General features: G+C 68.9%; 17 protein-coding genes. 11 read left to right on the forward strand and 6 right to left on the reverse strand.

Features of this window, described 5'->3' with window-relative positions:
- Positions 1-279: DUF1778 domain-containing protein (locus VGC18_RS09740; RefSeq protein ID WP_331096743.1), on the reverse strand; the 279-nt coding region annotated here is incomplete at its 3' end.
- The gene (locus tag VGC18_RS09745; RefSeq protein ID WP_331096745.1) at positions 170-835 is read right to left on the reverse strand and encodes a hypothetical protein; all 666 of its coding nucleotides are present in this window, start codon (positions 833-835) and stop codon (positions 170-172) included. The genes VGC18_RS09745 and VGC18_RS09740, both read right to left, overlap by 110 nt.
- Positions 836-1327: 492 nt before the next feature.
- Between VGC18_RS09745 and VGC18_RS09750 the strand changes: the two genes are divergently transcribed.
- Positions 1328-1645, forward strand: a complete 318-nt coding sequence (locus VGC18_RS09750; RefSeq protein ID WP_331096747.1) for a hypothetical protein — start codon at positions 1328-1330, stop codon at positions 1643-1645.
- Positions 1646-1783: 138 nt separating this feature from the next.
- A complete protein-coding gene (locus VGC18_RS09755) occupies positions 1784-2299 on the forward strand; it encodes a tetratricopeptide repeat protein (RefSeq protein WP_331096749.1) in 516 nt (171 codons plus the stop codon).
- Here VGC18_RS09755 and ychF read toward each other — a convergent pair.
- Genes ychF through VGC18_RS09770 form a run of 3 tightly spaced genes read right to left on the reverse strand, consistent with a single transcriptional unit; the run spans position 2289 to position 4530 of the window.
- Entirely contained in the window at positions 2289-3362 is a 1074-nt protein-coding gene (gene ychF / locus VGC18_RS09760; RefSeq protein ID WP_331096751.1) for a redox-regulated ATPase YchF, read from the reverse strand. The two genes, VGC18_RS09755 and ychF, sit on opposite strands and share 11 nt — an antisense overlap.
- Positions 3363-3368: 6 nt before the next feature.
- On the reverse strand, positions 3369-4124 hold the full coding sequence (locus VGC18_RS09765) for a class I SAM-dependent methyltransferase (RefSeq protein WP_331096753.1): 756 nt from the start codon (positions 4122-4124) through the stop codon (positions 3369-3371).
- 10 nt (positions 4125-4134) lie between these two features.
- Positions 4135-4530: an SseB family protein gene (locus VGC18_RS09770; protein ID WP_331096755.1), complete on the reverse strand. Its 396-nt coding sequence runs from the start codon at positions 4528-4530 to the stop codon at positions 4135-4137.
- A gap of 68 nt (positions 4531-4598) precedes the next feature.
- On the opposite strand from VGC18_RS09770, the gene VGC18_RS09775 reads away from it, so the two are divergent.
- Both VGC18_RS09775 and VGC18_RS09780 read left to right on the forward strand, forming a co-directional pair.
- On the forward strand, positions 4599-5213 hold the full coding sequence (locus tag VGC18_RS09775) for an exonuclease domain-containing protein (protein WP_331096757.1): 615 nt from the start codon (positions 4599-4601) through the stop codon (positions 5211-5213).
- Positions 5210-6358, forward strand: a complete 1149-nt coding sequence (locus tag VGC18_RS09780; protein WP_331096759.1) for a cation:proton antiporter — start codon at positions 5210-5212, stop codon at positions 6356-6358. The genes VGC18_RS09775 and VGC18_RS09780 overlap by 4 nt, the downstream gene beginning before the upstream one ends.
- Before the next feature lie 345 nt (positions 6359-6703).
- On the opposite strand, the gene VGC18_RS09785 is transcribed toward VGC18_RS09780, so the two are convergent.
- Entirely contained in the window at positions 6704-8194 is a 1491-nt protein-coding gene (locus tag VGC18_RS09785; protein ID WP_331096761.1) for a CoA-acylating methylmalonate-semialdehyde dehydrogenase, read from the reverse strand.
- Positions 8195-8308: 114 nt separating this feature from the next.
- On the opposite strand from VGC18_RS09785, the gene VGC18_RS09790 reads away from it, so the two are divergent.
- From VGC18_RS09790 to VGC18_RS09820, 7 genes are all read left to right on the forward strand, one after another.
- Positions 8309-9067 carry an MOSC domain-containing protein gene (locus tag VGC18_RS09790; protein ID WP_331096763.1) on the forward strand — a complete coding sequence of 253 codons (759 nt, stop codon included), beginning with the start codon at positions 8309-8311 and terminating at the stop codon, positions 9065-9067.
- 39 nt (positions 9068-9106) lie between these two features.
- Complete coding sequence (locus tag VGC18_RS09795) at positions 9107-10441, forward strand: DNA recombination protein RmuC (protein ID WP_331096765.1); 1335 nt, start codon at positions 9107-9109, stop codon at positions 10439-10441.
- 129 nt (positions 10442-10570) lie between these two features.
- Positions 10571-11608, forward strand: a complete 1038-nt coding sequence (locus VGC18_RS09800) for an iron-siderophore ABC transporter substrate-binding protein (protein WP_331096767.1) — start codon at positions 10571-10573, stop codon at positions 11606-11608.
- Between the two features lie 97 nt (positions 11609-11705).
- Complete coding sequence (locus tag VGC18_RS09805) at positions 11706-12665, forward strand: FecCD family ABC transporter permease (RefSeq protein ID WP_414672873.1); 960 nt, start codon at positions 11706-11708, stop codon at positions 12663-12665.
- Complete coding sequence (locus VGC18_RS09810) at positions 12662-13690, forward strand: FecCD family ABC transporter permease (protein WP_331096769.1); 1029 nt, start codon at positions 12662-12664, stop codon at positions 13688-13690. Before VGC18_RS09805 ends, VGC18_RS09810 begins: the two co-directional genes overlap by 4 nt.
- On the forward strand, positions 13683-14495 hold the full coding sequence (locus VGC18_RS09815; RefSeq protein ID WP_331096770.1) for an ABC transporter ATP-binding protein: 813 nt from the start codon (positions 13683-13685) through the stop codon (positions 14493-14495). Before VGC18_RS09810 ends, VGC18_RS09815 begins: the two co-directional genes overlap by 8 nt.
- On the forward strand, positions 14492-15406 hold the full coding sequence (locus VGC18_RS09820) for a siderophore-interacting protein (protein WP_331096772.1): 915 nt from the start codon (positions 14492-14494) through the stop codon (positions 15404-15406). Before VGC18_RS09815 ends, VGC18_RS09820 begins: the two co-directional genes overlap by 4 nt.
- Positions 15407-15408: the final 2 nt, after the last annotated feature.

A 15408-nucleotide genomic window follows, 5' to 3' on the forward strand; every position in this document is an offset into this window, starting at 1 on the left:
GGAGAAATCCGTCACGGACCGACCGGACAGGGCCGCGGCCTGTTCGATTTCGCTCTTCTGTTCGCCGGTCAGGCGTAATTCGATCCTGGTGTTCTTGGTTGCCATGCTCATTGCTCGATTGTACGGCAATCTCCCGTACAAAGGTCCGACTCCTTTCGGGTTTCGGATCCTACGGCCACAGAGTAGCCACGATCCTGCCGATGAGGTCGTTGGTCGGGAAGTTCGATTGCGTGACGCTGAGGTAGACATCGTCCCGGGAGAAAGAGGTGAAGCCGTCATCGACCGGATATTCCGGATCCTTCTCGACCTTCTGACACTGCCGGCCTTCGTGGACGTCCTTGCAGGTGTAACCCTGGGTCGCGAGCTCGTCGAGATGTCCCCTGGCCACCGCGCCGTCGACGGTCGCCACGCTCACGGCGATGCCGGTGATGTCGGCCCGGGGGTCGCGCCAGACGCAGTACAGCTGGACGGCACTCGACAGGATCTGGGAGGCGTTCGCGCCCGGAGGAGGGGCGGACGGGGTCACCGCGCCCGCTCCATCGGGTCCGACGAACCCCGGATCGTTGAGCGGGGTGTCGCCGAAGGTTCTCTTGTAGGAGTCCGGACTCACCAGCTGGTGACAGTCCCGCGGAATGGCGACCGCGGGTGCGGTCGATGGAGTGCTCGATGGAGAAGGCACTTGCCGCGTGTGGGACGGGCCGGGATCGGGGTGAACGGTGGGCGACGGCTGCACAGCGGGCGTGCATCCGACGACGGCGAAGGCGGAGAGGGCGATGGCCGCGACCGCGGCCAGCCGGAGGAAGGCCCGCGGCCCCTGCATAACAGACTGCGACACCCTGCAAACCCGAATAAAGCCCACACCATCAATATGGCACGTCGGCGAGTCCCGTGGTTGATAGAACGTGATTGCTAAAAAAGGACACCGACTGGCGTAGCCCGGACGAATCGATGAGTTGGTGAAACGGAGCTCCACGACGTTGCGTCCTCGTTGAGCCCATGCCCTGACCGTTTGAAGCTGAAGGCCAACGCTGTCGTGCTTCGACTATGCGTATGAGAACGACTGCCATCAGACCTCTGCTCCTGCTCGGCGTGACCGGCTGTGTGGCCCAGCCAGATCCAGTCACTGATCAGTCGTCCAGCTCGCCGACGGCCACGGCGTCCGTCGCGGCGATCCCACTCCCATCGATCGTGATCGGCGCGCAGCGCCTCACCGTGACGGATTCTTTGGGCGTTACACACCAGTACCCGTACGACAAGTGGCCCGACGACCTACCTCTGGGGAGGGTTGTTCCTCATCCACTCCGATTGGCCCGCGGACAAGTCCGGCGTGGACCGACTGACCGTCTACGCCCAGGGACGGCCGGAGGGCTCTCTGTCCATCACCGGCCCGAAAGGGGTGCGTGTTGGCGACCCCGCCGCTTCCGTGGCCGCCTACCCGATCTTCTGCAACGCCGACAAGAAGTGCTTCGAAAACCAGGAAACGACCAGTGGCTCGTCGACCACGCTGCGTGTGCTCGACAGCTCCGGCACGGAACCCGGCGTTCATCTGGTACTCGGATACGTCGACGCAACCGAAGGAGTCACCGATATCATCACCGCCGACCCATCATGGGGTACGACCTACGGAATCGACATTCGCGACTGAGCGGGCGCGCCTGTCTGGTCGTCGATGTCGATCCGAAGCGGAACTCCACCAGGTTGCGGTACGGAGCAACCTCTGCCACTGATTGCCACCGGTTCTCTCCCGACTTCGTGGGGGTCGCTGCCTGACAAACTAGATTCCATGCCAGCAGACCTCAACCAATGGGAAGCATCCGTCACAGACCTCTGGGACAAATTCGACTCACTCAGCCGTGATGAAGGTGTCAAGGCCATGCGGGAGTTGGCTGATGCGTGCCCAGCGCGCGACGGCCGGGGCGCATTCGAGCTCGCGAGCATGTACGACTCGATGGGATTCGAAGCTGAGGCAGGCGCGGAGTATGAGCGCGCGCTCGAACTCACCCTCGACGACGCTCGGCATGCTCAACTCGCCGTGCAGTACGGATCGACCCTGCGCAACCTCGGCCGACTTGACGAAGCCATCGCTGTCTTGAGCGCCGCCCCGACTCACGAATCGACAGGCTCGGCGCCTCGTGTCGTGTTGGCTCTGGCGCTTCATAGCGCGGGCCGCAAGGATGAGGCGCTCCGGGTCGCCATCGAGACGCAAATCGAGGCATTGCCCCGGTATCAGCGCTCGATGCGCAACTATGCCGCCGCGCTAACCGAGCCAGCGACTCCAGAAGAGCCGACTACACGTTGAAGCGGAACTCCACCACGTCGCCATCCTGCATGACGTAGTCCTTGCCCTCGATGCGGGCCTTGCCCTTGGCGCGGGCCTCGGCGATCGACCCGGTCTCGACGAGGTCGTCGAAGCCGATCACCTCCGCCTTGATGAAGCCCTTCTCGAAGTCCGAATGGATGACACCGGCCGCCTGGGGGGCCTTCGCGCCCTTCGGGATGGTCCAGGCCCGTGTCTCCTTGGGGCCGGCGGTCAGATAGGTCTGCAGGCCGAGCGTGTCGAAGCCGATGCGGGCGAGCTGATCGAGACCGCTCTCCTCCTGGCCGGTCGAGGCGAGCAGCTCCGCGGCATCCGCGGCATCCAGGTCGATGAGCTCCGACTCCAGCTTCGCGTCGAGGAAGATCGCCTTCGCCGGCGCGACGAGGGCGGCCAGCTCAGCTAGGCGAGGCGCATCGCCGAGGATGGCCTCGTCGACGTTGAAAACGTAGATGAACGGCTTGCTGGTGAGCAGCCCGAGCTCGCGGATCGGCGAGGTGTCGAGGGTCGAGGAGGAGAGCGGCTTGCCGTCGTTGAGCACCTTCTGCGCTGCCAGGGCCGTCTCCAGCACGGCGGGCTCGGTGCGCCGGGTCTTGACCTCCTTCTGGTAGCGCTCGATCGCCTTCTCGAGGGTCTGCAGATCGGCCAGGATGAGCTCGGTGTTGATGGTCTCGAGGTCGGAGGCTGCGTCGACCTTGCCATCGACGTGCACGACGTCCGGATCGGAGAACCCGCGGATGACCTGTGCGATCGCGTCCGCCTCGCGGATGTTGGCGAGGAACTTGTTGCCGAGGCCCTCACCGACGGAGGCGCCCTTGACGATGCCGGCGATGTCCACGAAGGAGACGGGGGCCGGCAGGATGCGCTCGCTCCCGAAGAGCTCCGCGAGCACCCCGAGGCGGGCATCCGGAAGGTTCACCACCCCGACGTTCGGCTCGATCGTCGCGAACGGATAGTTCGCCGCGAGCACCTGATTCTTGGTCAGGGCGTTGAACAGGGTGGACTTGCCGACATTGGGCAGTCCGACGATCGCAATAGTGAGAGCCACGGGCCCCTAGTCTATGGGTGCCGATCGCACCACGGCGCGGAAGCAGTAGGTGCGGTAGGGCAGCTCGAAGCGGTCGCGCCCGGCCAGAGCCGGGTCGGTCTCCATCAGTCGGCGCACCGCGTCGAGGGTGGCGCGACGATGGTCGTCCGTCGCCGTGATCATGTAGCTGCGCGATTCGACGAGGGTGATGAGCGACTCCGGCGTGACGGTCTGCGCCCAGTCCGTCTCGAAGGCCTCCAGCGGTCCGAACGGCTCCCCGATCCCGCGGAGTTCGGCCAAGGCGCGATCGACCGCGTGATTCTGGATGATGTCGCCGAGTTTGTGCACCCAATCGACCCGTTCGTCGCGGACGTTCCAGACCAGGCCGAGGGTGCCGCCCGGACGCAGCACGCGCGCGATCTCCGGCACGGCGAGCGCCTCGTCGACCCAGTGCCAGGCCTGCGCGACCGTGACCGCATCCACGCTCGCATCGGGAAGGGGGATGTGCTCTGCCGTGCCCTTGAGCGCCCGCACCGAGGGGATCACCGCCGCCAGCCGCGTCCGCATCTCGTCGTCGGGCTCCACGGCGACCACGTCGAGCCCCCTGGCGACGAGCGACCGGGTGAGCTTGCCCGTCCCCGCGGCGAGGTCGAGAACGGTGTGCGCCTCCTCCGGCACGAGCCACTCGATGGCGGCCTGCGGATAGCCGGGCCGGGAGCGCTCGTACTCGTCGACTGCCAGGCCGAAGGAGTTGGCCTGCGCCGGGGTTCTGTTCTCGTCCATGGGGATGACGCTACTCGCGACTGTCGCGCAGGAAGGCACCGATGCCGTCGGGAAGCACGTCGAAACCGATCGACCGACTGGGGTTGACCACGATCCCGGCCGTCGGCGGCAGCGAGATCAGCAGATTGCGGCCCAGCGTCGTCAGCGTGTATCGCGCCAGCTCGGCGAAGTCGGCGATCTCATCGAGGTGCGTGAAGATGGCGACCATGGTGATGCCGTCCCGGTCGAAGAGCAGCGGCTGCAGCTGGCTGAGATTGTCCGTGACGACCGTTCCGCTTGGCACGACGACGGGCGTCGAGGCGAAGGTCGTGAGCACGTCGAAACTGGATGCCCTGCCCGCCTGCGCGAGCACGATCATCCGTTCCAGCTCCGTCGGGTCCCGCACCGCACCGAGCACCGTCTCCATCGGACAATCCTAAGGACTCGTCGGCGTGCTCACCCGGCGCGGTCGGACGACCGTGAGACGATGCGGTGATGGCCCTGAACTTCACCGCGATCGATTTCGAAACCGCCAACTCCTCGAGCGCATCCGCGTGCTCCGTCGGCCTGGTGAAGGTGCGCGACGGCAGGGTCGTTGACCGGGCCGGCTGGTTCATCAGGCCTCCCCTCGGCCACGATCAGTTCACCGAGTGGAACACCCGCATCCATGGCATCGTCGCCGCGGATGTGGCGGATGCCGCGCTCTGGAGCGAGCAACTGCCCGACCTGGTGGCCTTCGCCGACGGCGACCATCTGGTCGCCCACAACGCCGGTTTCGACATGGGCGTGATCACGGCCGCCTGTCTGGCGAGCTTCGTCGAGGTGCCCGCCTTCCGCTACCTGTGCAGCCTGCAGGTCGCCCGCAAGACCTACAATCTCGACTCCTACCGCCTGCCGGTCGCCGCCATGGCCGCCGGCTTCGAGGACTTCCACCACCACGACGCGCTCGCGGATGCCGAGGCCTGCGCGGCCATCGTCGTCCACGCCGCCGGACGCCACGATGCCGCAGACATCCAGAGCCTCGCGTCGATCGTCGGCTGCAGGATCCGCGCGATCGGGGCGACCGCGGAGGAGGCCGCGCCCATGGCGCTCGGCCACCACCTCGGGTGACCTTCTCCCTGCTCGCCCTCGTCGTCGGCATCGGCCTGCTCGGACCGCTGCTCGCGGCCAAGACCTCGTGGAACGTCCCCGTCGTGATCGGGGAACTGCTCGGAGGACTCGCGATCGGCTCGTCCGGCCTGCGGCTGGTCGACCCGGCGGACCCGTCGTTCAGCCTGCTCGCGAGCATCGGCTTCGGGCTGACGATGTTCGTCGTCGGATCGCACGTCCCGGTTCGGGATCCTGCGGTGCGGTCGGCCATCGCACGCAGTCTGCTCGGAGCCGTCCTGGTGGGGGTGCTCGCGGTCCCCCTTGGGCTCGCCCTCTCCGCGGCCTTCGGCACCGGGCACGCGGCGCTCTATGCCGTGCTCATCGCCTCCTCCTCCGCCGCGCTTATCCTCCCGATCATCGGGTCGCTGCGGATGGACGGGCCTCGTGTGCTGCAGCTGACCGCCCAGGTCGCCATCGCCGACGCCGTGTGCATCGTGGTCCTGCCGCTCGCCATCGACCCCGCGGAGGCCGGGCCCGCCGCGCTCGGTGCGCTGCTCATCGCCGGATGCGCGCTCGTCCTGTTCTTCGTGCTCAGGGCCCTCGACCGGCGCCGGCTGAAACAGCGGCTGCACGAGTTCTCCGAGCGGCGGCGGTTCGCGCTCGAGCTGCGCCTCAATCTGCTGTTCCTGTTCGCGCTCGCCGCGCTGGCCGAGTTCACCCACGTGTCGATCATGCTCGCCGGCTTCGCACTCGGGCTCGTCATCGGGGCGCTCGGCGAACCGCATCGGCTAACCAGGCAGCTGTTCGGGATCACCGAGGGGTTCTTCGGCCCGCTGTTCTTCGTCTGGCTCGGCTCGACCATCGACCTCGGCCATCTCGCCGCGCATCCGTCGATGATCCTGCTCGGCTTCTGTCTCGGAATCGCGGGCATCGTCGCCCATCTGGCCGCCAGGGCGACCGGACTGCCCTGGCTGCTCGCGGTGATGTCGGCCGGGCAGCTGGGGGTCCCGGTGGCCGCCGCGGCGCTCGGGACCCAGCTGCACCTGCTCGAACCGGGAGAGGATGCCGCGTTGCTGCTCGGGGCGATCATCACGATCGGTGCGACGGCCCTGGCGGGCAGCCTGCGGGCGCGCCGCCTGAGGTCCGGCTCGTCGCCGCGTGCATAACTCCTGCAGTTCTCCCACACCCAGCACGGACGGGCCCGCCCCGGCGGTGAATCGTGCCCGTGAAGCGACGAATCGCAGGAGTTATGCGCACGACGCCAAGGAGGTTCCCCGGCTCAGGACGGTCATTCCCGGACCACGCCGCCCGAATGGCGAGAATCGCGTGCTCGAGGTCGAGACCGGCCCATGCGCATAACTCCTGCAGTTCTCGCGCAGCGGGCCCGAGCGGACCTAGCGGGCCCGGGAAATCGGGCAGTCGCAGCTGCCGGCCGAAAGACTGCAGGAGTTATGCGCATGGCAGCGGCGGGACGAGGAGGCCGGAGAGGCGAGCGGGCCGGAGCCGGGCGCTCAGCGGTTCTCGGGGAAGCCCAGGTTGAGCCCGGCGTGGCTCGGGTCGAGCCATCGACGGGTGATCGCCTTCTGCCTGGTGAAGAAGTGGAAACCGTCCGGCCCGTACGCCTTGGTGTCGCCGAAGAGCGAGTCCTTCCAACCGCCGAAGGAGTAGTAGGCGACGGGAACGGGGATCGGCACGTTGATGCCGATCATCCCGACCTGCACCTCCCGCTGGAACCGTCGGGCGGCCCCGCCGTCATTGGTGAAGATCGCGGTGCCGTTGCCGTAGGCGCCGGCGTTGATGAGCTCCACCCCCTCCTCGTAGGAGGCGACGCGTACGACAGAGAGCACGGGCCCGAAGATCTCGTCCGTGTAGACCCGCGACAAGGTGGGCACCGCGTCGATGAGGGTGGGCCCGAGCCAGAAACCGTCGGATGCCCCGTCCACCTCGATCCCGCGGCCGTCGACGACCACCGTGGCGCCGTCCTCGGTCGCGAGGTCGATGTAGCCCGCTACCTTGTCCCGGTGCTCGCGGGTGATGAGCGGCCCCATGTCGCAGCTCCTGCGGCCGTCGCCGACGGTGAGGCCGGACATCCGCGAGGCGATCCTCGCGACGAGCTCGTCGGCGACGGGCTCGACGGCGACGAGCACGCTGATCGCCATGCAGCGCTCACCCGCTGAGCCGAAGCCGGCGTTCACCGCGGCGTCCGCGGCGAGGTCCAGGTCGGCGTCCGGCAGCACGAGCATGTGGTTCTTCGCCCCGCCGAGCGCCTGGACGCGCTTGCCAGCGGCGCTGCCCGTCTCGTAGATGTACCTCGCGATGGGCGTCGACCCGACGAAGGAGATGGATGCGACGCGCGGATGCGCGAGCAGGGCATCCACCGCGACCTTGTCTCCGTGGACGACGTTGAGCACGCCGTCCGGCAGCCCGGCCTCCTGGAACAGCCGTGCCATCCAGACCGAGGCGGACGGATCCTTCTCGCTCGGCTTGAGGACAACGGTGTTGCCCGCCGCGATCGCGATCGGGAAGAACCAGAGTGGCACCATGGCCGGGAAGTTGAACGGGCTGATGATGCCGACGACGCCGAGCGGCTCCCTGGTCGAATACACGTCGACGCCGGTAGAGACGTTCTCCGAGTACTCGCCCTTGAGCAGATGCGGCATGCCGGTGGCGAATTCGACGACCTCGAGGCCCCTGGCGATCTCGCCGAGGGCGTCGGAGAGCACCTTGCCGTGCTCGGCGGTGAGGATCTCCGCCAGCTCCTGCTTGCGCGCGTTGAGCAGCTCTCGGAAGGCGAAGATCACCGACTGCCGCTTGGCGAGCGAGGTCTCCGCCCACCCGGGGAAGGCCGCGGAGGCGGCGGCCACGGCGGCGTCGACGTCGACGGCGCTGGCCAGCCTCACCTCGCGGGCGACGAGACCGAGCGCGGGGTCGTAGACGGGGGCGGTGCGGGTCGATTCGCCCTCGAACGGGGCGCCGGAAAGCCAGTGATCCACGATGTCCATGCGGCCATGCTAACGGCGGGGAAAGGACCGTCCCGGATGTTCGGACAGAGCTTATTGTTCTCGAAATGTTTGATGCGGCGAGCGGAGGACGACGCGGGATGGCATCGTGGGGGGATGCACATACAGCGCGTCGGATTCACGCCCGTCAAGGGCGGCAGACACCTCGAACACGACTCCGCCGCCCTCGATCGTCACGGCGTCGTCGGCGACCGCGACTTCTCGCTCGTCGACCCGGCGCGTGGGCGGGTGCTCAAGACGGTGGAGAACCCAGCGCTGCTGAGCTCGTGCGCACACCGCGACGGCGACCTGCTCACCATCGACATCGGGGACAAGACGATCACGGCGCTCCCACGCACCACGGGCGAGATCATCGAGATGGACTACTGGGGAAGGCCGGCAGCGGCCAGGTTGGTGGAGGGGCCGTGGGCCGCGGCATACACCGAGCTCCTCGGGCGGGAGGTCGCGCTCATCCGATCCGCGGTTGCGGGCGAGTTCGTCTACGGCGCCACCATCACCATCGTCACGACGGCATCGCTGCGGCGGCTCGCGGAGCTGGTCGGGCACGAGGTGCGCAGCGAGCGATTCCGCGCCAACTTCGTGGTCGACACCGACGACCTCGAACCGCACGTCGAGGACTCCTGGGATGGCCGCGAGTTCCAGATCGGCACCGCGCGGCTGCGCATCCGGGGCGGCATCGACCGCTGCGCGGTCATCGACTTCGATCCGGAGACCGGAGCGTCGGGAACACGACTCCTCCGCACCCTCGCCGGGTATCGCCGGCACGGCAGGACCATCGACTTCGGGGTCTTCGCGGAGGTGATCGTGCCGGGCAGGATCGCGCGAGGGGACCGCCTCACGGCGATCGCCGGGTGACCTCCCGGCGATGTCGCCGCCCGCTGTCACACTGGTTCCATGGATCCCATCGTCGCCCTCATCATCGGCCTTCTCGTCGGCGTCGTGCTCGGCGGGGTCATCGGGCTGTTGCTCGCGCGGAACAGGGGCCGGGGTGGGTCCGCCTCCATCGACCCCGCCCTCCTCGCCTCGCAGCACGAGCTCGCCATCGGCGCCGTGCGCGCCGAAGAGGCCGAGACCCGATCCCGGCTCGCCGCTGAGCTCGCCGCCGCCGAGGCGACCGCGCTCGCGTTGGAGAGGCAGCTGGCCGATCAGCGGGAACAGTACCGCGATCTCGCCGAACGCCAGCGCCAGGAACGGCTCGCCGAGGCGGAGCGCAGGCAGAGCGAGAGCAAGGTGCTGCAGGCCCTCTCCCCCGTCCAGGAGTCCCTGCGGACGATGCAGCAGAAGGTCACCGAGCTGGAGGGCCAGCGCTCGAGGCAGCACGGCGAGCTCAGCGAGCAGCTGAGGAATGCGACCGAATCGGAGGAGCGGCTGCGCTCGACCGCGGAATCCCTCGCCTCCGCCCTGCGAAACAACGCCACCCGTGGGGTCTGGGGCGAGACCCAGCTGCGCAACGTCGTGCAGGCGGCCGGCCTCATCGAACGGGTGGACTTCGACGTGCAGTCCAGCATCACCTCGGACGCCGGCGCCGGCCGGCCGGACATGGTCATCCACCTGCCGGGCGGGAAGAACATCGCGGTCGACGCGAAGGTGCCGTTCACCGCCTACCTCGAGGCGAGCCAGATCGCGGTCACGGCGACGGGCGAGGAGGGGGCCAGGCGCGAGGCCTTCATCAAACAGCATGTCCGCGCCGTCCGCGCTCACATCGACACCCTCGGCGGCAAGGCCTATTGGGCGGGTCTGGACGCGTCTCCCGAGCTCGTGATCGCGTTCATCCCCAGCGAGTCCCTCGTGGCCTCCGCCATGGAAGCCGATCCCGGCATCATGGACTACGCCTTCTCCAAGCGGGTGGCCCTGGCCTCGCCGGTGACCCTGTGGTCCGTGCTGAAGACGGTGGCCTTCAGCTGGCAGCAGGACGTCGTGACCCAGGAGGCGAAGATGCTCTTCGACCTGAGCCGCGAGCTGTACGGCCGGCTCGCCACGCTCGCCAACCACGTCGATCGGCTGGGCCGGTCGATCGAGAGCACCGTCAAGCACTACAACGGCTTCGTCGGATCGCTGGAACGGCAGGTGCTGCCCTCCGCCAGGAAGCTGAGCCTGCTGGACGAGTCGAAGGTGCTGGGAACACACGACGGCATCGAGGAGATGCCGCGCGGTCTCACCGCCTACGAGCTGGTCACGGAACTCGACGCGATCGAGGAGCTCACGGCGGAGCCGGAGCAGAATCGCTGACCTCCCGGCACACCGGATCCGCTGCCCGCGCGAGCCGATCTCGGTCGATCGACGGGAAACCGGCTTTCCCCCAACCGGTTCATTAGGTTAGCCTTACCTTTGCTTGCTCCTCCCAGGCAAAGGATCGTTGTGCCGCACCTCTCGCCCTCCCGTCGCCTCTCGCTCGCCGCAGGTCTCGCCGCCGCAGCGCTTCTACTGGGGGGATGCGCGTCGTCCGCCGCGCAGGACCCCGCCGCGAAGCCCGCCGCAGGCACCGGATTCCCCGTCACGATCGACAGCAAACTCGGTTCGGCCACGATCACGTCCAGGCCGAAGCGCGTCGTGACCGTCAGCTGGACGAATCAGGACGTCGCCGCCGCCCTCGGCGTTGTTCCCGTCGACATGCCCTTCGCCAGCTACGGGGACAACAACAAGGACGGCATCCTCCCCTGGACCTACGACGCGCTGAAGAAGCTCAAGGGCACCGATGTCCCGCTGCACGACGAGACGGACGGCATCCCGTTCGAGGCCATCGGCGACGCTCAACCCGACGTGATCCTCGCCGCCTATTCCGGCCTCACCCAGGAGGACTTCGACACCCTGAGCAAGATCGCGCCCGTCGTCGGCTACCCGGACAAGCCGTGGGGCACCTCCTGGAAGGAGACCACCCTGATGGACGCGAAGGCGCTCGGAAAAGAGAAGGAGGCGAAGGCCAAGATCGCCTCGACCGAGAAGCTCATGGCGGCGGAGGTCGCCAAGTACCCGAAGATCGCGGGCAAGACCTTCGCCTACCTCTCGATCACGTCCGCCAATCCCGACGCCATCACCTACTACACCCCGAATGACGCGCGGGTGCAGTTCGTCACCGAGCTCGGGCTGAAGAACTCGCCAACGGTCGAGAAGCTCAGCAAGGGCAGCTCGGAGTTCTACGGAACCATCAGCGCGGAGAACGCCGACACGATCGACGCCGACATCGTCATCCTGTACGCGGACAGCGACGAGGCGCTCGATGCAATCGCGCAGAACCCGCTCCTCGGCCAGATCCCCGCGGTCAAACGCGGCGCCGTCGTGCCGATGATCGACACGACCTTCATCATGTCGACGTCGGCTCCGTCGCTGCTCTCCATCCCGTGGGCGCTCGACAAGTACGTGCCCCTCATCGGCAAGGCCGCCGCAAAGGCCGACTGACATCAACACCGTCACGGCTGCGCCGCCCGCCGGGCCGTCGCAGGCACACCGGCGGCTCCGGCGCACGAGACTGTTCCCCGCCGCCGTCGCGCTCTGCGTGCTGGCCCTCGTTCTCGTCGTCGGGCTGTCGCTCGCCTACGGGGCGAGGGACATGTCGCTCGCGGCGGCCGCCCACGGCCTGTTCGCTCCCGACCCGGACAGCATCTCCGATCTGGCGGTGCAGTCCCGCATCCCCAGGACACTGGCGGGCCTCTTGGTCGGCGCCGCCCTGGGGCTTGCCGGCGCCGTCATGCAGGGAGTGGCGCGCAATCCCCTTGCCGATCCCGGACTGCTCGGCGTGAACGCCGGGGCCGCCCTCTTCGTCGTCGGGGCGATGACCATCCTCGGCGTGACCTCCGTCGGCGGATATATCTGGTTCGCCTTCCTCGGCGCGGCGCTGGCGGCTCTCGTCGTCTACAGCGTCGCGGCGATCGGCCGCGACGGCGCCACCCCGGTGAAGCTGGCCCTCACCGGGGCCGCGGTCACGGCGGCGCTCGGTTCCCTTGTGAGCGCGACCCTGTTGACGAGCGCCGACACCCTCGACACCTTCCGGTTCTGGCAGGTCGGTTCCCTGGCCGGCCGCAGCGACGAGGCGATCGGCCAGGTGCTGCCGTTCCTGATCGTCGGCGGGGCGATCGCCCTGTCCAGCGGCCGGATGCTCAACGTGCTCTCCCTCGGCGACGACGTCGGCAGGGGGCTCGGCCAGCGGGTCGCCCTTTCCAGGGCGACCGGCGGACTGGCGGTGGTGCTGCTCTGCGGGGCGGCGACCGCCCTCGCCGGCCCGATCGGCTTCGTCGGGCTCGTGATCCCCCACGTCGCACGCCTCGTGAGCGGTGCGGACTACCGGCGCATCCTGCCGCTGTCCGCCCTCCTCGGGCCGATCCTGCTGCTGTCGGCGGATGTCCTCGGCCGGCTGATCGCCCGCCCCGGCGAGTTGGAGGTGGGCATCGTCACGGCCGTCATCGGCGCACCGGTGTTCATCCTGATCGTGCGCTTCCGCAGGATGGCGAGACTGTGACCGCCGTGAGCGCGCTCCGCGGCGCGCGGGCCATCGGTCTCCACAGGCGCAGGATCACGGTCGGCGCCCTCGTGCTGCTCGTCGCCGCCCTGTTCGCCCTCACCCTCTGCATCGGGACGACGATCACCCCGCCGTCGGAGGTGCTGCGCGTCCTGACCGGGCAGTTCGTTCCCGGCGCCGGCTTCGCGGTCGGGGAGCTGCGGCTGCCCAGGGCGATCGACGCGCTCCTGGTCGGCCTGGCCTTCGGTATGTCGGGCACCATCTTCCAGACCATGCTCCGCAACGTCCTCGCCAGCCCCGACGTCATCGGCGTGAGCGCCGGGGCGAGCGCCTCCGCCGTCATCGGCATCACGGTCTTCGGCGCATCCGGTCTGGCCGTCTCCGGTGTCGCCGTCGCCGGCGCCCTGCTCACGGCCGGGGCGATGTACCTGCTGGCCTATCGCGGGGGCCTCTCCGGCTATCGGCTCGTGCTCATCGGGATCGGGGTGGCCGCCCTGCTGCAGGCCCTGGTCTCCTTCGTGCTGACCCGGTCGTCGGTCTCGGAGGCGCAGGACGTGCTGGTCTGGCTGACCGGCAGCCTCAACCGGAGCCTGTGGAATCAGGTGCCCGGCCTCACGGTCTCCCTGCTGGTGCTGGTCCCCGCGGCGCTGCTGCTGTCCAGGTCGCTCGGCGCCCTCCAGCTCGGCGACGACGCGGCCGCCGGCCTCGGTCTGCGGGTCGAGCGCTCCCGTCTCGCCCTCATCCTCGTCGCCGTCGCCCTCGCCGCGGTGGCGACCGCCGCCGCGGGGCCCGTCGCCTTCGTCGCGCTGCTCGCCGGGCCGATCGCGAGGCGGGTCACGCGCGCCTCCGATGCGGCGCTCGTCCCCTCCGCCCTGGTCGGGGCCGTCATCGTCCTGGCCGCCGATTTCGCCGGACAGCACCTGCTCGGAACGCGTTTCCCCGTCGGTGTCGTCACCGGTGCCATCGGCGCGCCGTATCTGCTGTGGATGCTCGCCCTCTCGAACAGAAAGGGCACCGGTGCCTGACTCCGCTCCCCATTCCCTCCGCGCGGAATCGGTGACGCTCTCCTACGGAGACCGTCTCATCGTCGACCGCCTGTCGGCCACCATCCCCGCCGGCTCCATCACGGTCATCGTCGGCGCCAACGCCTGTGGCAAGTCGACGCTGCTGCGCGGCCTCGCCAGGCTGCTCGCCCCGGTGAGCGGCACGGTGCTGCTGGACGGATCGGACATCCGGTCGCGTCCCGCAAAAGAGGTGGCCAGGTCGCTCGGCCTGCTGCCGCAGTCGCCCACGTCGCCGGAGGGGATCACCGTCACCGATCTGGTGAGTCGCGGCCGCTATCCCCATCAGGGCTGGTTCCGTCGCTGGACGCCCGCGGACGACGAGGCGGTCGCCGGGGCGCTGGCCGCCACGGACACCCTGGAGCTGGCCGGACGATCGGTGGACGAGCTCTCCGGCGGCCAGCGCCAGCGGGTCTGGATCGCCATGGCGCTGGCACAGGACACCGACATCCTGCTGCTCGACGAGCCGACGACCTTCCTCGATCTGAGCTATCAGATCGACGTGCTCGACCTGCTGACCGATCTCAACCGGCGTCGCGGGACCACCATCGTCATCGTCCTGCACGACCTCAACCTCGCGGCCAGGTACGCCGATCATCTCATCGCCATGAAGGACGGTCGCATCGCGGCCAGCGGAAGCCCGGCTGCGGTGGTGACCGAGGAGGTGGTACGCGACGTGTTCGGGCTCGACAGCCGGGTCATCCAGGATCCCGTGTCGCACACGCCGCTCGTGGTGCCGATCGGCCGACATCATCGGCCGGCGTCGTGACCGCGCTCTACCGGGCCTTCGACGTCGTCGTCACCGCCGTCCACCGGCTCAGCCCCTCCTTCGTGCGGATCGTCTTCGGCGGCGACGACCTCGCCGGCTTTGCCGAAGAGGGTCTCGACCAGCGCGTCAAGCTGCTGCTGCCGAACGCCCGCGGCGGCTATCCAGAGGCCGACCTGTCCTCCGCCGGCTGGTACGCGGCCTGGTGCGCGCTCTCCGCCGAGGAGCGGCCGCCAATGCGCACCTATACCGTCAGGCGGCGCTGGACGACGGACGACCGGGTCTTCCTGGACGTCGACTTCGTGCTGCACGGCGCCGGTGGACCGGCATCGCGCTGGGCGGGTTCCGTGGCCGTCGGCGATCGGGTGAAGATCATCGGCCCGGATGCGCCGGCGGGCGGGCCATGGGGAAGCGTGGCCTGGAACCCGCCGGAGGGGGCGCGGCGCTACCTGCTCGCCGGCGACGAGACGGCAGCACCGGCGATCGCCGCCGTGCTGGAATCGCTGCCGCCCGGCACCACGACCCGCGCATTCATCGAGGTTCCGGCCGCCGACGACATCCTGCCGATCGCGACCGCCGAGGGGACCCGGGTCACCTGGCTGCCTCGGGCCGGCCACACCCTGCACGGCGCGCTGCTCGCGGCCGCGATCCGCGCGGCCATCCCCGCCGCGGCCCTGGCGGACGCTGCCGACTCGACGGAGACCGGTGAGGGCACGATCTGGGAGGTCCCCGGCCTCGATCCGGCGACGGGAGCGCGGTTGCCCACGACCGCCTCGACCGGGACCTACGTCTGGCTCGCCGGGGAGTCCGGCTTGATCAGGGAGCTGCGCCGCCATCTCGTCGGCACGGCGGGGATCGATCGTGGCTCCGTCGCCTTCATGGGCTACTGGCGCCTCGGCGCCGCCGAGAGCTGAGA

It is taken from the genome of Lacisediminihabitans sp. (genome assembly GCF_036404185.1).
Taxonomy (GTDB): domain Bacteria; phylum Actinomycetota; class Actinomycetes; order Actinomycetales; family Microbacteriaceae; genus Lacisediminihabitans.